Here is a 17,114-nt window from a genome sequence, read left to right on the forward strand (position 1 = left end):
ACAGGGCAACCGCGGCCCATCAAACTGGAGGTATCCAACCGATGAAACGACTTCTTCTGTCGAAATCCAGACTGGCCTTTCTCACCCTCGCCCTCTCCGCCACCATGCTGGGCGGGCCGGTCCAGCAGGCGTCAGCGCAAGAGCGTGCGCTTGTCATCGCGCGTGACATGGACGTCAACTCGCTCGACCCGGCACGCGCCTGGTGCGACACCTGCCAGATCTACAACACCTCCGTCTACGAGCAGCTCGTCACGCTCGACAAGGACAACAAGGTGCAGCCGCTGATCGCCTCGAGCTGGGAGGTCAACAAGGAACAGACCCAGCTGACCTTCAAGCTCGACCCCGCGGCAAAATTTTCCGATGGTTCGCCGGTCGAGGCGAAGGATGTGAAATGGTCGTTCGAGCGGCTGAAGAACATCAAGGGCAACGGCGCCTTCATCGCCGATCCGATCAGCTCGATCGAGATCCCCGATGCGCAGACGGTCATCGTCAAGCTGGCCGCGCCGAATTCGGAATTCCTCAACCAGGCGGCCGCCGGCTTCCTCGGCATCATCAACAGCGATGTCGCAAGCGCAAACGGTGCGCTTGCCGATGCGACGGCCGTCGACAAGGACACGTCGGAAAACTGGTTCCTCAGCAATTCCGCCGGCAGCGGGCCGTTCGTTCTGGCCTCCTACGAGCCGAATTCCGAGCTGCGCCTGAAGCGCAACGAGAACTATTGGCGCAAGGCCCCCGTCCTGCCGGAGGTCATCTTCCGCCAGGTCAAGGACGCCGTCGCGCAGGCGCAGATGCTGCAGTCCGGCTCCGCCGACATCGCCATGCAGATCGACCCGGAAACCGCCAAGACGCTCGAAGGCAGCGACGTCGTCGTGGAGAAGGTGCCGTCCTACAACTTCGTCTACATCGCCCTTTCGCCGGGCGCCAAGGCGAACACCGTCAAGCTGACGCCGGAAGTGCGCGAAGCGATCTCGATCGCCATCGACCGCACCTCGCTGATCGACTTCACCGTCGGCGGCGCCGGCCGGGCGATTGCCTCGCCGATCCCGCTCGGTTTCCCCGGTGGCGATGGCCACGAAATCCCCGCCTACAACCCGGATCGCGCCAAGGAATTGCTTGCCGCGGCCGGAGCCGGTGACGGCTTCACGCTGAAGTCGATCTATCCGGACATGAACGTCTATGGCGTCGATTTCTCGCTGATGATGCAGAAGATCCAGCAGGATCTCGCCAAGGTCGGCATCACGGTCGAGCTTTCGCCGGTTCCCTTCGCCAACTGGCGTGAGGCGGCCAATGGCGATCATATCCCGCTGACGGCCGTCTTCTTCGCGCCCGACTTCTTCGGCACCTCGCAATATGTCGACGTCTTCGGCCTGTCGGAAGGCTCCGTCTGGGCGAAGCGCGCCGGCGGCGAGGTCGATCCGTCGTTCATCAACGCGGAAACCGCCAAGCTTCGCGAACAGGCGCTCGCCGCTCCCTCCGTCGAGGAAGCGGAAAAGCTGTGGTTCGAAGCCGGCGAGCAGATGGCGAAGGCCCGGATCATCATCCCGATGGTCAGCCCGGACCTCATCCTGGCGCACAGCCCGAGCGTCAAGGGCGTTCGCTACAGCGCCTGCTGCAACCTGCCACTCGCCGAAATCTCGAACTGATCGCCTATTCGGGAGGGGGGGAAACGCCTCTCCCGGCCACTATTGGAGAGCAAGATGACAGCGAGACTGCTGAACAGCCGCGACACCGAACTCCTGGAACGCGCCCGCCGCGTCGTGCCGAACGGTGTGTGGGGCCATATGGCGACCCGGGCGATCGGGCCGGATTACCCGCAGTTCTTTTCGAAATCGGAAGGCTGCCGCGTCTGGGATGCGGACGGCAACGAATATATCGACTTCATGTGCGCCTGGGGGCCGAACGTGCTCGGCTATCGCCATGCCGAGGTGGACGCCGCCGCTCTGGCCCAGATGGACAAGGGCGATATCGGCAACGGCCCCACGGATACGATGGTGGAACTGGCCGAACTTCTGGTCGATACACTGGACCACGCCGACTGGACGCTCTTCCAGAAGAACGGCACCGACGCCACGACCGTCTGCGTGACCATCGCGCGCGCCGCCACCGGCCGCCGCAAGATTCTCGTCGCGCGCGGCGCCTATCATGGCGCAGTTCCGTGGTGCTCGCCGTCGCTCGTCGGCGTGACGTCGGAGGATCGCGCCCATCTCATCCTCTTCGATTACAACGACATCACGAGCCTCGATGCCGCAATCGCGGAGGCTGGCGACGATCTCGCCGGTATCCTGCTCACCGCCTTCAAGCACGATGTCGGCAAGGACCAGCATCTGCCGGAGAAGGCCTTCCTGGCCCATGCCCGCGCCGCCTGCGACCGGACGGGTGCGGCCCTGATCCTCGATGACGTGCGCGCCGGTTTCCGGCTTGATGTGCGCGGAAGCTGGGCGCGGTATGGCGTGAAGCCGGACCTCGCGGCCTATTCGAAGGCCATCGCCAATGGCTGGCCACTCGCTGCCGTCGCTGGTTCGGAGCGTTTCCGGGATGGTGCTGGAAAAATCTTCACCACGGGCTCTTTCTGGTACGGCTCCGCCGCCATGGCGGCCGCGGTCAAGACCGTGAAGATCCTGCGCGACAGCGATGCGCTGGCCCATACCGAAGCGATGGGCGAACGTTTTCGCACCGGCCTTTCGACGATCTCCGCCCGCCACGGCTTCACGCTCAGGCAGACGGGACCGGCGCAGATGCCGATGGTGCTGTTCGACGGCGACCAGGACCTGAGGATTGCCAACGCCTTCTGCGCGGCGGCCCTGCGGCACGGCATCTACCTGCACCCCAAGCACAACATGTTCCTGTGCGCCGCCCATACGCCGGACGATATCGACCGGGCGCTGGAAGCCGCCGACGGAGCCTTTGCCGACATCGTTTCCGCGGGCATCCTCGCGGCCTGAACCACGCTGCTTTGCAAGTCTCACGCGCCGTCCCTGCGGACAGCGCGTGAGGGCGCACGACCATTCCCCTTTTGAGGAGCGCGTAGCATGTCCTACACGGACCACATCTTCACGGACTATCGCCAGCGTGTAGAAGCGCTCGCGGCAAGCGAAAACCCTTTCGCGAAGGGTATCGCCTATATTTCCGGCGAATACGTGCCGCTGAACGAGGCGCGCATTCCGATCCTCGATCAGGGTTTCCTCCATTCCGACCTGACCTATGACGTCCCCGCGGTATGGAACGGAAGGTTCTTCCGGCTCGACGACCATATCGACCGCTTCGAGAAGAGCTGCGCCCAGCTTCGGCTGAAGAGCCCGCTCGGCCGGCAGGAAATCCGCGACCGGCTGGTCGAGATGACGGCGAAGAGCGGCATCCGCGACGCCTATGTCATGATGATCGTGACGCGCGGCCTGCGCTTCGTCCGCCAATACGCCCCGGAGGAATGCGACAATTTCTGCTACCTCATGGTCATGCCCTATCTCTGGGTCATGGACGAGGCGACGCAGAAGACCGGCGGCACCGCCGTCATCACCCGCACCGTGCGCCGCGTACCGCCGGGCGCGATCGACCCGACCGTCAAGAACCTGCAATGGGGCGACTTCACCCGCGGCCTGCTGGAGGCGCGCGACCGCGGCGCGATGTATCCGATCCTGACGGATGGCGACGCGAACCTCACCGAAGGCTCCGGCTTCAACGTCATCCTCATCAAGGACGGCAAGCTCTACACGCCGAAGAAGGGCGTGCTGGAGGGCGTGACACGCAAGTCCGTGCTCGCCGTCGCCGAAAAGCTCGGCTACCCCTCGACGATCGATGACGTGCCCGTGGAACTCGCCTATCAGTGCGACGAAATCCTCTTCGTCACCACCGCCGGCGGCGTCATGCCGATCACCACGCTGGACGGCCAGCCGGTCGGCAATGGCGAGGTCGGCCCGATCAGCAAGGCGCTGTGGAAGGGCTATTGGGACGCCCATTCCGACCCGGAGCTGAGTTTCGCGATCGACTACGCCTGACGCTTTAATCCTGGTCGAGCGGCAGTGCCCGGACGAGGTCGATGAGGGCGCGCAGTTTTGCCGGGACGTGGCGGCGGCCGGGATAATAGAGGCAGAGGCCGTCATAGGGCGGCGTCCAGTCGTCCAGCATTTGTATGAGCCGGCCGGCGGCGAGGTGTTCGCGCACCGCGAAGTCCGAGAGATAGGCAATGCCCGCCCCTTCCAGCACGGAATCCAGCATCAGCCCGCTTTCGTCGAGGATCAGCGGCCCCGGAACGTCGATCTCGACATTTTCCCCGTGGAGGGAAAACTCCCAGTGATAGATGCGGCCGCTCGCCATGCGCGCGCGGATGCACTGGTGGTGTTTGAGATCGGCCGGCTGGCGCGGGACGTCTCTGCCCTGAAAATAGCCCGGCGCGCCGACGACGACCATACGCGCCTGGCGAAGGATCGGTATTGCGATCATATCCGGCGGAACCGCCTCGGCCAGCCGGAAACCGGCATCGAAACCCTGGCCAACGATATCCACCAGGGCATTGTCCGTCACCACTTCCAGCGCCATGTCGGGATAACGGCGGAGATATTCGAGAAGCAGCGGCTTCAGGAGCATGCGCGCCGCGCCCAGCGACGTGTTCAGCCGCAGCGTGCCAGTCGGGCGCGTCTGCGACACGGTCGCCCGCTCGACGGCGCTGTCTATGGCGGCGAGCGCCGGCGCGATCTCGGCCACGAAAGCTTCGCCCGCGGCGGTCAGCACCACCGACCGGGTCGTCCGGTTGAAGAGCCGCACGTCGAGGCGCGCCTCCAGCGTCGAGACGGCGTGGCTCAGCGCCGACGACGAGACACCGAGTTCCCGCGCGGCGGCGCGAAAACCGCCGAGCCGCGCGATCGTCGTCACCGCTTCCAGTTCGGGCAGGCTGGCCTTCATTGCGCTATTCACCTTATCAAGCTGTTGGCGATTGGTGATCTTATCCTGATGATCGATCGGATGCATATCCTCCCTGTCAAATCAGGAGACCGCATCATGAAAGCCATTGAGCAGATCTATATCGACGGCGCCTTCGTCACCCCGCATGGCACGGAGCGCTTCGACCTTTTCAATCCCGCAACGGAAGAAAAGATCGGCGAGGTCCGGCTCGGCGATGTCGAGGATGCGCATGCGGCGATCGCCGCCGCCAAGCGCGCCTTCCCCGCCATGCGCCGCACGAGCCCCGCCGAGCGCATCGAAATGCTGCATGCTTTGCGCGACGCGGTGGCGGCGAGAGCCGAAGCGCTGACGGAGGCGATGGCCACGGAATATGGCGCACCGCAATCGTTCCTCGCTTTCTCGGTGACCTATGCCGCCGGGGTGTTCGAGATGGCCGCCAGGACCGTCGCGGACTATGCCTTCACCCGCCGCATCGGCAATACCGACGTGATCATGGAACCGGTGGGCGTCGCCGCCGCGATCACGCCGTGGAACAGCGATATCGGCTTCATCTGCTCCAAGCTCGCCACGGCGATTGCGGCCGGCACGAGCATCGTCATCAAGCCGTCCGAAATGAGCGCGCTCCAGACCCAGGCCGTGACGGAGGCGTTGCACGAGGCGGGCCTGCCCCGCGGCGTGCTCAATATCGTCAACGGTTATGGCCACGTCGTCGGCACGGCGCTGACGCAGAGCCCGGATATCGCCAAGATCAGCTTCACCGGCTCCACCGCGACGGGCCGCACCATCCTTCGCGCCGCCGCCGAGACGTTCAAGCGTGTGACGCTGGAGCTTGGCGGCAAGGGGCCGCAGATCCTTCTCGACGATGCCGATCTGGACCAGGCGATCCCGCACATCCTGACCTCGGCCTTCCGCAACAGCGGGCAGGCCTGCATCGCCGGCACGCGCCTGCTGGTTCCGGCCCATCGCTACGAGGAGGTGTCGTCTCGCCTTGCCGCGGCCGTTTCCGGGTTGAGGGCCGGTCCCTCCAGCGACCCTGCTTCGGATATCGGCCCGATGGTCAGCGCCAAACAATGGGAGCGCGTGCAGTCCTACATCCGGCTTGGCCAGGAAGAAGGCGCAACCCTGCTCGCCGGTGGCGAAGGTCGCCCCGAAGGCCAGGATCGCGGCTGGTTCGTGCGCCCGGCGGTCTTTACGGGCGTGACGAACGACATGCGGATTGCCCGTGAAGAGATTTTCGGCCCAGTCCTGAGCGTCATCGCCTACCACGATGAGGCGGAGGCGATCGCCATCGCCAACGACACCGACTATGGCCTGCAATCCTATGTGCTGGGAACCGACGGCGATCGCATGCGCCGTGTCGCACGCGAGCTCGAAGCCGGGCGCGTCGTGCTGAACGAGGCGCCGATGGATCCGCGCGCGCCATTCGGCGGCTTCAAGCACTCCGGCATCGGCCGCGAGTTCGGCGCCTTCGGCCTGGAAGCCTTCCTTGAACCGAAGGCGATCCTCGGCTGAGGGTCTGCGGCATGTCGCCCGGCCGGGCGACATGCCGGCTCCTGCCTAGTGGAGGCTGGCGGTCCGGGATGCGGAGCCGTTCAGGATCGCGCATTTCAACGGATCGACGGACATGTAGATCGTGCCGCCGACCGGCGTGCGGATCGACGGGTGACAGCGGGCGAGCAGCTCCACGTCGTTGACCATGATCTTGAAGTCGATGCATTCGCCGAGGAAGACCTTGGCGGAGACCGTGCCCTGGATCACCGTGTGATTGGTGTCCGTCGGCGGCGTCTCGGAGAGGCGCAGGTCCTCCGGGCGGATCGACAGCGACACCGCCGTGCCGACGGTCAGATCGTCCTTGCGATCGGCGGCAAGCGAGCCGATCGCGCTATCGACGATGTAGCCACGGTCGGAGCGGTCGCGAATAACGCCCTCGATGAAGTTGGTGCTGCCGATGAAATCCGCGACGAAGGCCGTCTTCGGGCGTTCGTAGATGTCGCGCGGCGAGCCGATCTGCACGATCTTGCCCTGGTTCATCACGGCGATCTCATGCGACAAGGCCAAGGCCTCGCTCTGGTCGTGGGTCACGTAGATCGTGGTGATGCCGAGTTCGCGCTGGATCTTCTTCAATTCGAAACGCATCTTTTCGCGCAGCTTGGCGTCGAGGTTGGAGAGCGGCTCGTCGAGCAGCAGCAGTTCCGGTTCCATTACCAGCGCGCGGGCCAGCGCCAGGCGCTGCTGCTGGCCACCCGAAAGCTGCGTCGCCTGCCGCTCGGCAAGGTGATCCAGCGACACGGCGGCGAGCATCTTCATCACCTTGTCCTTGATCTCCTTTTCCGGCAGCCGCTTGCTGCGCACGCGCAGCGGAAAAGCGGCGTTCTCGAAGACACTCATATGCGGCCAGATCGCGTAGGACTGGAAGACCATGCCGAACTGGCGCCGGTTGGGCGCGATGAAGATGTTGGAATCGCCGGAAAAGACGACCCGGTTGCCGGCGGTGATGACCCCGGTCGTCGGCCGTTCCAGGCCGGCGATGGAGCGCAGCGTCGTCGTCTTGCCGCAGCCGCTCGGGCCGAGCAGCGTGAAGAGCCGGCCCTTGGGAACCGAGAAGTTGACGTCGCTTGCGGCGAGCACCGGTTTTGCCGATGGCGATTGATAGACGGTGCTCAGATTTTCGATGGTTAGCATGGCCTCACTCCCAGATTACATTCCCTTGACGCCGAAGCGCTTCGAAACCGATTGCACGAGCATGATGAAGCAGAAGAGCGCGGTGATCATCATCACGCCGAAGGCGGACAATTCCACATATTGGCCATTCTGCCAGAACTCCCAGATCATGATCGAGATGACTTCGTTGCCCGGGCTGTAGAGCAGGATCGAGCTCGACAGTTCCCGCACGGAGACGACGATGATATAGATCCAGCCGGCCATGAGGCCCGGCTTCATCAGCGGCAGCACGACCCGGCGGAAGGTCATCAGCCAGGAGGCGCCGCTCATCGCCGCGGATTCCTCCAGCTCCTTGTGGATCTGCACCATGGACGTCGAATTGTAGCGCATGCCGTAGGGCAGGAACTTGATGACATAGGCCATCAGCATGATCCACAGCGTGGCATAGATGCCGATGTCGAAATTCAGGTAGAACACCATCAGCGACAGGCCAAGCACGATGCCGGGGAAGACCAGCGGCAGCGAGGCGAGCACATCGAGCAGCCAGCGGCCCTGGATCTTCGTGCGGATGGTGATCCAACAGATGATCGAGGTGAGCAGCATGACGATGGTGGCGCCACCGAGCGCGAGCTTCACGCTGTTCCAGACGGCCGTGTAGAAGCCCGGATAGGCGAGAACCTTGACATAGGCATTGAAGGACAGGTGCTGCACGGCGTTCCACGACGGCACCGAATAGTAGCGTTGCAGCGATGCCCAAAGCAGCACCAGGAACGGCAGCCCCACCACCAGGATGACATAGAGGATGAAGATCCCGCCGGTGAGATAGCGCCAGCGCCCGATATCCGCGACGCGCGGGCGAAAACCCTTGCCGGTGACGGTCGAATATTTGCTGCCCTGGTTCGACAGCCGGGACTGGTAGTAGATGCCGACGGAAGTGATCAAAAGCAGCACCACCGCATAGGCCGAGGCGAGCCCGATATTGCTCGGGTAGCTGTGTACCGCGTCGTAGATCGCCGAGGTGAAGACGCGCAGGCCGATCGGCAGGCCGAGAAGGGCCGGCACTTCGAAGGATTCGATTGCGCGGATGAACAGGATGATGAAGGCGGCGAGGATAGCCGGCCAGGCGAGCTTCAGCGTGACCTTGAAGGCCGTCTGCACCACCGATGCGCCGCTCATCATCGCCGACTCTTCGAGCGACGGGTCCATGGAGCGGAACGCCGCCGTCACCAGCAGGAAGGCGACGGGCGCATAGTGCAGGCCGTCGACCCACACCATGCCGGCCATCGAATAGATGTTGAACCAGCTGCCGAAGACCTTGTTCAGGATGCCGATCTGCGGGCTTGCCAGCATGATCCAGGACACGGTGAACAGGATGCCTGGAATGATCAGCGGGATGATCGACATGGCGAAGAACAGCGACTTGAAGGGCGTGTTCGTGCGCTCGTTCACCCAGGCGAAGAACGTGCCCACCACCAGCGCGAAGGCGGCGGTCAGGAACGCGAATTGCAGCGAATTGCCCATGAGAACCAGCGATTCCGCGCTTTCAAACGCGGTAATGTAGTTCTCCATGGTGAGAACCGCCGGCTCCTGCATCGTGCCGGTCGAGTGAAAGCTCTGCCATAGCAGGAAACCGAGCGGAATGAGCGTCAGCCAGGCGACGACAAGGGTCGCTCCGCCAATGACGAACCATTTCGTATCGAGCCGGCGCATCACCCGGCCCGGCAGGCCCATGGCCTCGTTTGTCGGCGTCATCATCGCCATATCGTCCTCCTCCCAGTGGACAGGCCGCCCTCAGGCAGCGCACGTCGGCAACCCAAGGGCTGCAATCAGATTACAAATGCGTCGAGCGTCTCCGGTGCGAAAATCTCCTCCGCGTCCAGCTGCCGCTTGGAAAGGCCCTGTTCGTAGGAGTAGCGCAGGAAGGTATTGAGCACCTTCCGGTTCTTCTCGAAGCCGTTCGGCCAGAAATCCGCGCCCATCTCGCCTTCGGCTTCCTCGAAATGCGCCATCGCCCAGGGCAGCATGGTCTTGAGAGCGGCCGTCTCGCGCAGATCCTGATAGGTCTTGCGCTGCGACTGGTTGAGCGCCTTGAAGATCGATTGCGCGACCCAGCGATTGTTTTCGTAGATTTCCCGGCGGATCACAACCGTGTGCATGATCGGAAATATGCCGGTGCGGGCATAATAGTCGCGCTCGATGCCGACATAGTCGGGAAACAGGCGCCGCACCTTGCCGCTGCGGCAATTGAAGGTCGAGGGCTTGCGGGCGGTATAGAGCGCATCGATCTCGCCGTCGCGCAGCATGGCGGCCAGCGTCTTTTCGGGGCCGATCGGCTCCAGCTTGATGTTGTCCGGCAGTTGAATCTTGAGCTTTTCGCTGCGGTTCGGCGATTCCTCGCCGCCGGTATAGTAGGTGACGCTGTCGACCGGCACGTTATATTCGTCCGACAGCACGCCGCGGATCCAGACCGGCGCCGTCATCTGGTATTCCGGGCAGCCGATGCGCTTGCCGATCAGGTCCTTCGGCTCGTTGATGCCGGCATCCGCGTTCACGTAGATCGAGGAATGGCGGAAGTATCGCGACGGAAAGAACGGAATGGCGACGAAGGCGCGCTCGGGCTTGAACAGCGAAACGACATACGAAGACAAGGACATCTCGGCGATATCGAATTCCCGGTAGCGCAGCATGCGGAAGAAGGTTTCTTCGACCGGCAGGTTGAGGCTCGTCAGGTTGATGCCGTCGGGCTTGATCGAGCCGTCCATGACGCCACGCGTGCGGTCGTAATCCCAGCACCCCATCGTCAAACGCAAATCGGCCATAGTCGTCTCCTCACCATTTTTCATGAGCAATTGCGGGTCTCCTCGGTGTCCCGGCTGTCCTTCGAGTAGTCAAAAGCAGCGGCCGTGACCAAGAGTATTTTCATGGGGCAGAGCGCAGATATTTGCTGTTTTAGCCCCCATTCATTGTGTGTAGGGTCCGGCCACTCTCAACCACGACCCCGACGATCGGTCGGCCGGAAAGGGTGGGATCACAGGGCGCGAGGAGGAGACGTCGCGCCGACCAGGAGGAGAAAACATGACGATCAATAGACGCCTGCTGATGCTTGCGACCGCTTCGGCCATTGCGCTGGCAGGCTTGGTTTTGCCGGCCGCCGCGCAGGATTCGACGCTTCTGACCTCGACGGCGCCCGACCGTGACGCCAAGCTCGAGGAGGCCGCCAAGGCCGAGGGCTCGCTGATGCTCTACACCTCGATCGCCCAGAAGGACGTCGACCCGCTGGTCCGCCCCTTCGAGGAGAAATACGGGATCAAGGTGACCGTGTGGCGGGCGAGCGGCGACGACGTGCTGCAACGCGTTGTGCAGGAGCAGAAGGCCGGCCGCGCAACGGTGGACCTCATCCATATCAGCGCCCCGGAAATGGAAGCGCTGCAACGCGAAGGCATCTTCCAGAAGATCGTCTCGCCGCATTTCGCCGAACTCGTGCCGGGCGCCGTGCCGGCGCACAGCGAATGGGTGAGCACGCTGCTCTCCGTCTGGGTCCAGGGCTACAATACGGACCTCATCACCAAGGAAGAGCTGCCGAAGACCTACGAGGATCTGCTCGATCCGAAGTGGAAGGGCAAGCTTGGCTACGAGGTCGAGAACATCGACTGGTTCTCTACCGTCGTCGAGACGATGGGCGAGGAAAAGGGCCTGGAATACTTCCGCAATCTCGTGCGGACCAACGGTCTTTCGATCCGCAAGGGCCATTCGCTGCTGAACAATCTGGTGGTTGCCGGCGAAGTCCCGATGGGCCTGACGATCTACAACTACATGCCGGTGCAGGCGAAGAATGACGGCGCGCCGATCGACTGGTTCGCACTTGAGCCTGCCGTCGCCCGCTCGAACGGTGCAGGCGTCGTGAAGACCGCGCCGCACCCGAACGCGGCCGCCCTCTTCACCGAGTTCATGCTGACCGACGGACAGGCCATTCTGGCTGGCCTCAACTACGTGCCGACCTCGACGAAGGTCAAATCGCCGCTGGAAGGCGTCGAGATCAAGATCGCCGACCCGGCGGACAAGCTCGACAACGCCAAGAAATGGCAGCCGCTCTACGATCGCATCATTGTGCGCGGCAATCCGGATTGATCGGAACGGACCAGACAGTAAAAAGCGGGCTCCTGGCCCGCTTTTTATGGCTCGCTGCAACGGCCGATCACGCGTGCGCCGTCGCCCAGCCGCTCGGCAAGCGTGTCCACCAGCCTATCGATGAAGAGTTTCAGCTTCGCATCCTGCGTGACGGACAGGCGGCCGGGCGTCTCGATCAGATAGAGCGTGCGGCCGAGTTCCGGGTTCTCGATCGGGTGGGCGACGATCTTGCCCTCCTCGATCTTCTGTTTGACCACGCCATAGGGCACAATGCTGGTCGCATGGCCCTGCTCCACCAGCGTCTTGATCATTTCCAAGGACTGGATGGAAAAGCGGATGTTGACCGGCAGCGTTGAGTTCCGCGCCGCGCGGTGAACGGCATGCCAGACATTGTCGCGGTCGCCCGGCAGCGCCAGGTTCGAGGCGATGACTTCGTTGAAGGGAACCGGCCCTTCGGGAAAGGGCGCGCCCGGCGCCGTGATGAAAAACAGCCGCTCCTCCATCAACGGCATGCGCAAGGCGCTGGTATTTTCCGAAGCGTCATAGGCGAGTGCGATATCGATCTCGTCGCGCATCAGGAGGTCGATGAGGATGAAGCTCAGTTCCTCCACCACGCGCAGCGATATACCCGGCAGTTCGGAATGGGCCGAGACGAGGAAATCGGCACCGAGCATGCGCAACGTGCTCGGCGTCAGGCCCATCGACACGACCTGCTGGCTGGACTTGCTGAAAGCCGAGACGTCCCGCCGCGCTTCATCGACGAGACGCATGATCTCGACGCCGCGTTCATAGAGAAGACGGCCGGCATCCGTCATCGAGATGCCGCGCGAATGGCGCACGAGCAGCTCGACGCCCAGCATGGTCTCCAGATTGCGGATTTGCAGGCCGAGCGCCGTCTGCGAAACATGCAGCTGTTCGGCCGCCTTCGTCATGTTGCCCGCATCGACCGATTTCATGAAATTGTTGATCTGTTTCAGGTTGATGGCGGGATCTCCTCTTCCCGTTTACGAGAGGCGTCGTTTCGCCTTTCTCGCCAGATAGTCGAAATTGACGACATATTGCTCGCGGCCATCGAGATTGGCGGTCAGGCTTGCAATATCGTCCGCGGCAAACTCCACGATCTCTCCGCCCATCGCAAGACAGAGAACCTGATCGTGGCAGGCATTTTCCAGCGTCAGCGTGCGGATGACGGCCTCCTCGACCGAAACGCCGGTAACGGTCACGCCGTGGCCGCGCATCATCACAACCTTGTGACCTGCCAGCCCCCTGGCCACGCCGCGTCCGGTTTCCGGCGAACGGATGAGGTTGACGGTGTCCTGATAGTACCCAAGCCCATCCGAAAAGGCGACGCAGGCCTGCGACACGATCTTCCACGGGCGCTCGGAGGAGCACCAGATCGTCGCATATTTCGGATGAGAATGGATGACCGAATTGAGGTCCGGCCGCGCCTTGTAGATTTCCGAATGGATGAACACCTCGCTGTGGCGCCGCCCGCCCCCGCCGACTTTTTCTCCATCAAGGTTGCAGATCACGATGTTCTCCATCGTGATCTCCTCGAAGCCGAGACTGTGCGGCTTCATGAAGAACAGCGAGGGGTTTTCGGGGTCGCGGATGGAAACATGGCCGCGGGTGAAATCGCCGAGATCGGCATCGCCGAGGATAAGGCCGGCTTCGATCAGCCGCTGTTTGACGTGCTGGCTCATGGGCAGCATGGAACTCCTGTGTGATGAAAAATGGGGTGAACCGCCGGAGGCGGGTTCAGAGCGCGAGCGTCAGGCGCGGGCTCTTCGAGCCGGAGCAGCAGATCATCATCGTATCGCCGCGCTCCTTCTCCTCGTCGCTCAGGACCATGTCCTGGTGGTCGGGAACGCCGTCCAGCACGCGCACCTGACAGGCGCCGCAGATGCCCATCTCGCAGGAGAAATCGAGGCTGAAACCGGCATCGCGCAGCACGGTGAGAATGGACTGGCCTTTCGGCACCGCGAATTCCTGGCCGCTGTCGGCAAGTTCGATGACGAAGTCGCCGTCGAGTGCCGGTGCCTTGGCCGGTGCGAAACGTTCGAGATGGACCTGTTCGGGGGCAAGTGCGCTTGTGCGCGCCTCGAACGTATCGAGCATCGGCCCCGGCCCGCAGCAATAGAAGTGCGAACCCGCTGGCGCGCGCTCGACGATGGTGCCGATATCGAGGAAACCTTCCGCTTCCGAATCGACATGGATGCTGGCCTTGGGAAGCGTGGAGATCACGTCCGAGAAGGCGACGTCGCGCCGGTCGCGACAGGCATAATGCACCTCGAAACTGCGGCCGAGTTCGGTGAGGCGCTGGGCCATCGACCAGATCGGCGTAATCCCGATGCCGCCCGCGATCAGCACGCTGTGCTCGACCGCCTCGTTGAGCTCGAAATTGTTGCGCGGGGCGCCGATCTTCAGCACCGAACCGACACGGACCATGTCGTGCAGACAGACCGATCCGCCGCGCCCGCCCGGATCGCGCTTGACGCCGATCGTGTAGCGATTGCCGTTTTCGACCGGATGGACGAGAGAGTAGAGCCGGACCATGTCGTTCGGCAGATGCAGCGAGATATGAGCGCCGGCACCGGCCGGCGGCACATTGCCGCCATCGACGCTTTCGAACTCGAAGAGGCTCGTTTCATGCGCCAGGTAGCGCACCGCGACAAGGCGCATCTCGATGGTTTTGGTGACGGTTATTTCCAACTCTCTCTCCCTGTCCGTGCCCGGCAAGGATGGAAATCCTCCTGCCGGACACTGTTCTAGAACCGCTATTCGTTGCTGCGGCGCAGATTGATCTGCTCCAGCCGCGGCAGGCGGGGCCTCAGCCCGTCGGCCGCATCCATCAAAAGTGCGCGCGCCATGTTGATCCGCTCGTCCGTGAACCGGCCGATGAGCCCTGAAACCGAAAGCGAGCCCACCAGTTCGCCGGCCATATTGGTGATCGGCACGGCGACGGCCGCGAGGTCCTCGTCACGGCCCCCCTTTGAGACGATCGACCCCGTCGTGCGCAGCTCGGCAGCGCTCGGATGGTCGGACGCATCGCCGTAGTGCGACAGCAGAACGCCGGCGGCGCCCGAGGTCAGCGGATGGCGCGTGCCCTCCTCCAGATGGTGACGGGCGCTGCGCGGCGAATTCTCCCGGTAGAGGCAGACGCGTTCGCTGCCGTCCGGCACATAGAAGGACGCGGTCTCCTGCGTCACCGACGTCAGGTGCCGCAGCACCGGGCGCACGACATCCTCCAGCGTGAACTGCGAGCGGCTGAGATCGCCGAGCCGGCGCAGCTCCGGCCCAAGCTGGTAGCGCCCGTCCGCGCCGCGATCGAGGAAGCCTGTATGCAGCAGCGATCCGGCAAGCCGCAGGATCGTGCTCTTGTAGAGGCCCGACCGCTGCGCAAGCCCCGAAAGCGTCAGGGTCTCCCCCGGCTCGGAAAAGCATTGCAGCAAAGTTATCGCGCGTTCCACCGCTTCAACCCGATCCCTGCCTGCATTGATCTCGTCATTGCCTGCGTCCATTTTTGTCATTTAGCATTCCTCAATAATTCTGTCTAGCGAAACATGGTCTGCTTGACAGAACGATTTCCTCTGGTACATCTATCCCGGCAAGGCACGACGCCTTGGTTTCAGCAACGGCATAGCATGCGCGGGGCGTGGCATTCCACGCGGGGAGCGTCGTGCTGCCTTGGGTATCCGGCTCCGGATTCTTTCCTTCCGGTGCTCCGTGATTTTGGGAGAAGAAAATGCTCAGCAAGGAACAGAACGATCGCCTGACACAGGTGGGACCGGGTACGCCCTGCGGCGAACTCATGCGCCGCTACTGGATACCGATTGCGCCTTATGCGCAGCTTCTGGAAAATCCCGTGCGCAAGGTGCGCATCCTCGGCGAGGACCTCGTCCTCTACAAGGATACCAGCGGCGGCCTCGGCCTCATCGGCGACCGCTGCCTGCACCGCAACGTCGACCTGCAATTCGGCATTCCGGACAAATGCGGCCTGCGCTGTCCCTATCACGGCTGGCTGTTCGACGAGACCGGCAAATGCGTCGAGCGCCCGATGGAAGGTGCCCCGCAGGCCGAGATCAAGCAGAAGCTGAAGGGCTATCCGGTGCAGGAAATGGGCGGCCTCGTCTTCGCCTATATGGGCCCGCTGCCCGCACCCGACCTGCCGCGCTGGGACCTTTTCGTCTGGCCGAACTCGATCCGCCAGATCGGCCTCACCGTCATCGACTGCAACTGGCTGCAATGCCAGGAAAACACGGGCGACCCGACCCACAGCGCCTGGGCGCACGGCCACCTGTTCGAATATGAGCTGAGCCGCAATGGCAAGCTCGACGAGCGCAGCTCCGACAACCTCCATACACTGCACCAGCGCAAGCGCGTCGGCGTCGGCATCAAGGAAATCTACGCCAGCCAGACCGAGCACGGTTTCCGCAAGGGCATCCGCTACTCCAAGGATCTCGGCGCCGATGCCGACAAGGACGTCGAACACTCGACCGTCATCTTCCCGTTCTACACCCAGACCGGCAAGACGGGTGCGCCGCGCAGCGAATACCAGATCCGAGTGCCGATCGACGACACGCACACCTACCACATCTGCTACCAGTGTTACGCGGCCCCTCCCGGCGTCGAGGCGCCCGAGCAGGATGTCGTGCCCTACTACATTCCCCCGACGCATGACGATACCGGCCGGCCGATCCTCGACTATGTGCTGGCACAGGACGCCATCGTCTGGGTCGCCCAGGGGCCGATCGCCGACCGCACGACGGAACTGCTCGGCCGGACCGACATTCCGATCGTCGTGCTGCGCCGGCAGCTCGACGAGCAGATCAAGCGTGTCGAGCAGGGCCTGGAGCCGATGAACTACTTCCAGAAGAGCCCGGACATCATTCACCCGCTCGGTTCGGCGCCCGACTACGACAAGCCGGAATCGCTCAACAAACACGGCTTCCGTAAATACTACCACAAGGGTTTCGCCAACGACGACGCGGACCGCTACGGCCCGCTCATCGAGACGGTCAAGGACCTGCACCGGGCCATCGAGGATTTCGAGATCAGGCGCGCCGCCGGGCAGCAGCGCGATCCCGCGCACGCCTGACCCGAAACCGTCGATCCATGCCGCGCCCCACGCGCGCGGCATGGACTTTCGACCCTCAATGCCGGTCCTTCGGGCCGCGGAGCTTCACCATGTCTAGCAACACACGCGAGATCATCGATGCCGTCCTGAAGGTCGTCATCGACCAGGTGCCGACCATGACGGTCAGGGAAATCACCACGATCCCCGAACATCCGAAGGACGGCGACGCCGTGATCGCCAGGATCGACGTGTCCAACAACCGGCTCGTCTATTGCGAGATCGACGGCAATGGCAGCCTCTCTTCGGCCAGCGTCATCGACCTCAACGACCCGGACGAGGCACTGGACTGATC

The 17,114-nt window shown here is 63.2% G+C and carries 15 protein-coding genes; 7 read left to right on the forward strand and 8 right to left on the reverse strand.

Annotated features, from left to right (window positions below; all coding sequences use genetic code 11):
* The first annotated feature begins 41 nt into the window (after nucleotides 1-41).
* The 3 genes from AC1Q6Z_RS08910 to AC1Q6Z_RS08920 all read left to right on the forward strand — a co-directional run bounded on the left by AC1Q6Z_RS08910 (nucleotide 42) and on the right by AC1Q6Z_RS08920 (nucleotide 3,992).
* Nucleotides 42-1,643, forward strand: coding sequence for an ABC transporter substrate-binding protein (locus AC1Q6Z_RS08910; RefSeq protein WP_492647508.1), 1,602 nt, complete (start codon nucleotides 42-44; stop codon nucleotides 1,641-1,643).
* Between the two features lie 54 nt (nucleotides 1,644-1,697).
* Complete coding sequence (locus tag AC1Q6Z_RS08915) at nucleotides 1,698-2,942, forward strand: aminotransferase class III-fold pyridoxal phosphate-dependent enzyme (protein ID WP_492647509.1); 1,245 nt, start codon at nucleotides 1,698-1,700, stop codon at nucleotides 2,940-2,942.
* An 87-nt stretch (nucleotides 2,943-3,029) separates the two neighbouring features.
* Nucleotides 3,030-3,992 (forward strand): aminotransferase class IV, encoded by a 963-nt coding sequence (locus AC1Q6Z_RS08920; protein ID WP_492647510.1) that lies wholly within the window; start codon nucleotides 3,030-3,032, stop codon nucleotides 3,990-3,992.
* A gap of 4 nt (nucleotides 3,993-3,996) precedes the next feature.
* Here AC1Q6Z_RS08920 and AC1Q6Z_RS08925 read toward each other — a convergent pair whose 3' ends face one another.
* Nucleotides 3,997-4,896, reverse strand: a complete 900-nt coding sequence (locus tag AC1Q6Z_RS08925; protein ID WP_492647511.1) for a LysR family transcriptional regulator — start codon at nucleotides 4,894-4,896, stop codon at nucleotides 3,997-3,999.
* A 96-nt stretch (nucleotides 4,897-4,992) separates the two neighbouring features.
* On the opposite strand from AC1Q6Z_RS08925, the gene AC1Q6Z_RS08930 reads away from it, so the two are divergent.
* Nucleotides 4,993-6,408 carry an aldehyde dehydrogenase family protein gene (locus AC1Q6Z_RS08930; RefSeq protein WP_492647512.1) on the forward strand — a complete coding sequence of 472 codons (1,416 nt, stop codon included), beginning with the start codon at nucleotides 4,993-4,995 and terminating at the stop codon, nucleotides 6,406-6,408.
* 45 nt (nucleotides 6,409-6,453) lie between these two features.
* On the opposite strand, the gene AC1Q6Z_RS08935 is transcribed toward AC1Q6Z_RS08930, so the two are convergent.
* The 3 genes from AC1Q6Z_RS08935 to AC1Q6Z_RS08945 form a co-directional block, all read right to left on the reverse strand.
* Nucleotides 6,454-7,578, reverse strand: a complete 1,125-nt coding sequence (locus AC1Q6Z_RS08935; RefSeq protein WP_492647513.1) for an ABC transporter ATP-binding protein — start codon at nucleotides 7,576-7,578, stop codon at nucleotides 6,454-6,456.
* Between the two features lie 15 nt (nucleotides 7,579-7,593).
* Nucleotides 7,594-9,318, reverse strand: a complete 1,725-nt coding sequence (locus tag AC1Q6Z_RS08940) for an ABC transporter permease (protein ID WP_492647514.1) — start codon at nucleotides 9,316-9,318, stop codon at nucleotides 7,594-7,596.
* Nucleotides 9,319-9,383: 65 nt separating this feature from the next.
* Nucleotides 9,384-10,376 (reverse strand): ABC transporter substrate-binding protein, encoded by a 993-nt coding sequence (locus tag AC1Q6Z_RS08945; RefSeq protein WP_435264744.1) that lies wholly within the window; start codon nucleotides 10,374-10,376, stop codon nucleotides 9,384-9,386.
* 256 nt (nucleotides 10,377-10,632) lie between these two features.
* Between AC1Q6Z_RS08945 and AC1Q6Z_RS08950 the strand changes: the two genes are divergently transcribed.
* Nucleotides 10,633-11,685 (forward strand): ABC transporter substrate-binding protein, encoded by a 1,053-nt coding sequence (locus AC1Q6Z_RS08950; RefSeq protein ID WP_492647515.1) that lies wholly within the window; start codon nucleotides 10,633-10,635, stop codon nucleotides 11,683-11,685.
* A gap of 44 nt (nucleotides 11,686-11,729) precedes the next feature.
* On the opposite strand, the gene AC1Q6Z_RS08955 is transcribed toward AC1Q6Z_RS08950, so the two are convergent.
* From AC1Q6Z_RS08955 to AC1Q6Z_RS08970, 4 genes are all read right to left on the reverse strand, one after another.
* Complete coding sequence (locus tag AC1Q6Z_RS08955; RefSeq protein ID WP_492647846.1) at nucleotides 11,730-12,668, reverse strand: LysR family transcriptional regulator; 939 nt, start codon at nucleotides 12,666-12,668, stop codon at nucleotides 11,730-11,732.
* A gap of 21 nt (nucleotides 12,669-12,689) precedes the next feature.
* On the reverse strand, nucleotides 12,690-13,388 hold the full coding sequence (locus AC1Q6Z_RS08960) for a class II aldolase/adducin family protein (protein ID WP_492647516.1): 699 nt from the start codon (nucleotides 13,386-13,388) through the stop codon (nucleotides 12,690-12,692).
* Nucleotides 13,389-13,443: 55 nt separating this feature from the next.
* The gene (locus tag AC1Q6Z_RS08965; protein ID WP_492647517.1) at nucleotides 13,444-14,397 is read right to left on the reverse strand and encodes a PDR/VanB family oxidoreductase; all 954 of its coding nucleotides are present in this window, start codon (nucleotides 14,395-14,397) and stop codon (nucleotides 13,444-13,446) included.
* A 65-nt stretch (nucleotides 14,398-14,462) separates the two neighbouring features.
* Nucleotides 14,463-15,215: an IclR family transcriptional regulator gene (locus tag AC1Q6Z_RS08970; protein WP_492647518.1), complete on the reverse strand. Its 753-nt coding sequence runs from the start codon at nucleotides 15,213-15,215 to the stop codon at nucleotides 14,463-14,465.
* 215 nt (nucleotides 15,216-15,430) lie between these two features.
* Here AC1Q6Z_RS08970 and AC1Q6Z_RS08975 point away from each other — a divergent pair, with 215 nt between their 5' ends.
* Complete coding sequence (locus AC1Q6Z_RS08975; RefSeq protein ID WP_435264739.1) at nucleotides 15,431-16,783, forward strand: Rieske 2Fe-2S domain-containing protein; 1,353 nt, start codon at nucleotides 15,431-15,433, stop codon at nucleotides 16,781-16,783.
* An 89-nt stretch (nucleotides 16,784-16,872) separates the two neighbouring features.
* Nucleotides 16,873-17,112, forward strand: coding sequence for a hypothetical protein (locus AC1Q6Z_RS08980; RefSeq protein ID WP_256114785.1), 240 nt, complete (start codon nucleotides 16,873-16,875; stop codon nucleotides 17,110-17,112).
* Nucleotides 17,113-17,114 lie beyond the last annotated feature (2 nt).

The sequence above is a fragment of the Shinella sp. GW835-FHT14H05 genome (assembly GCF_058793575.1).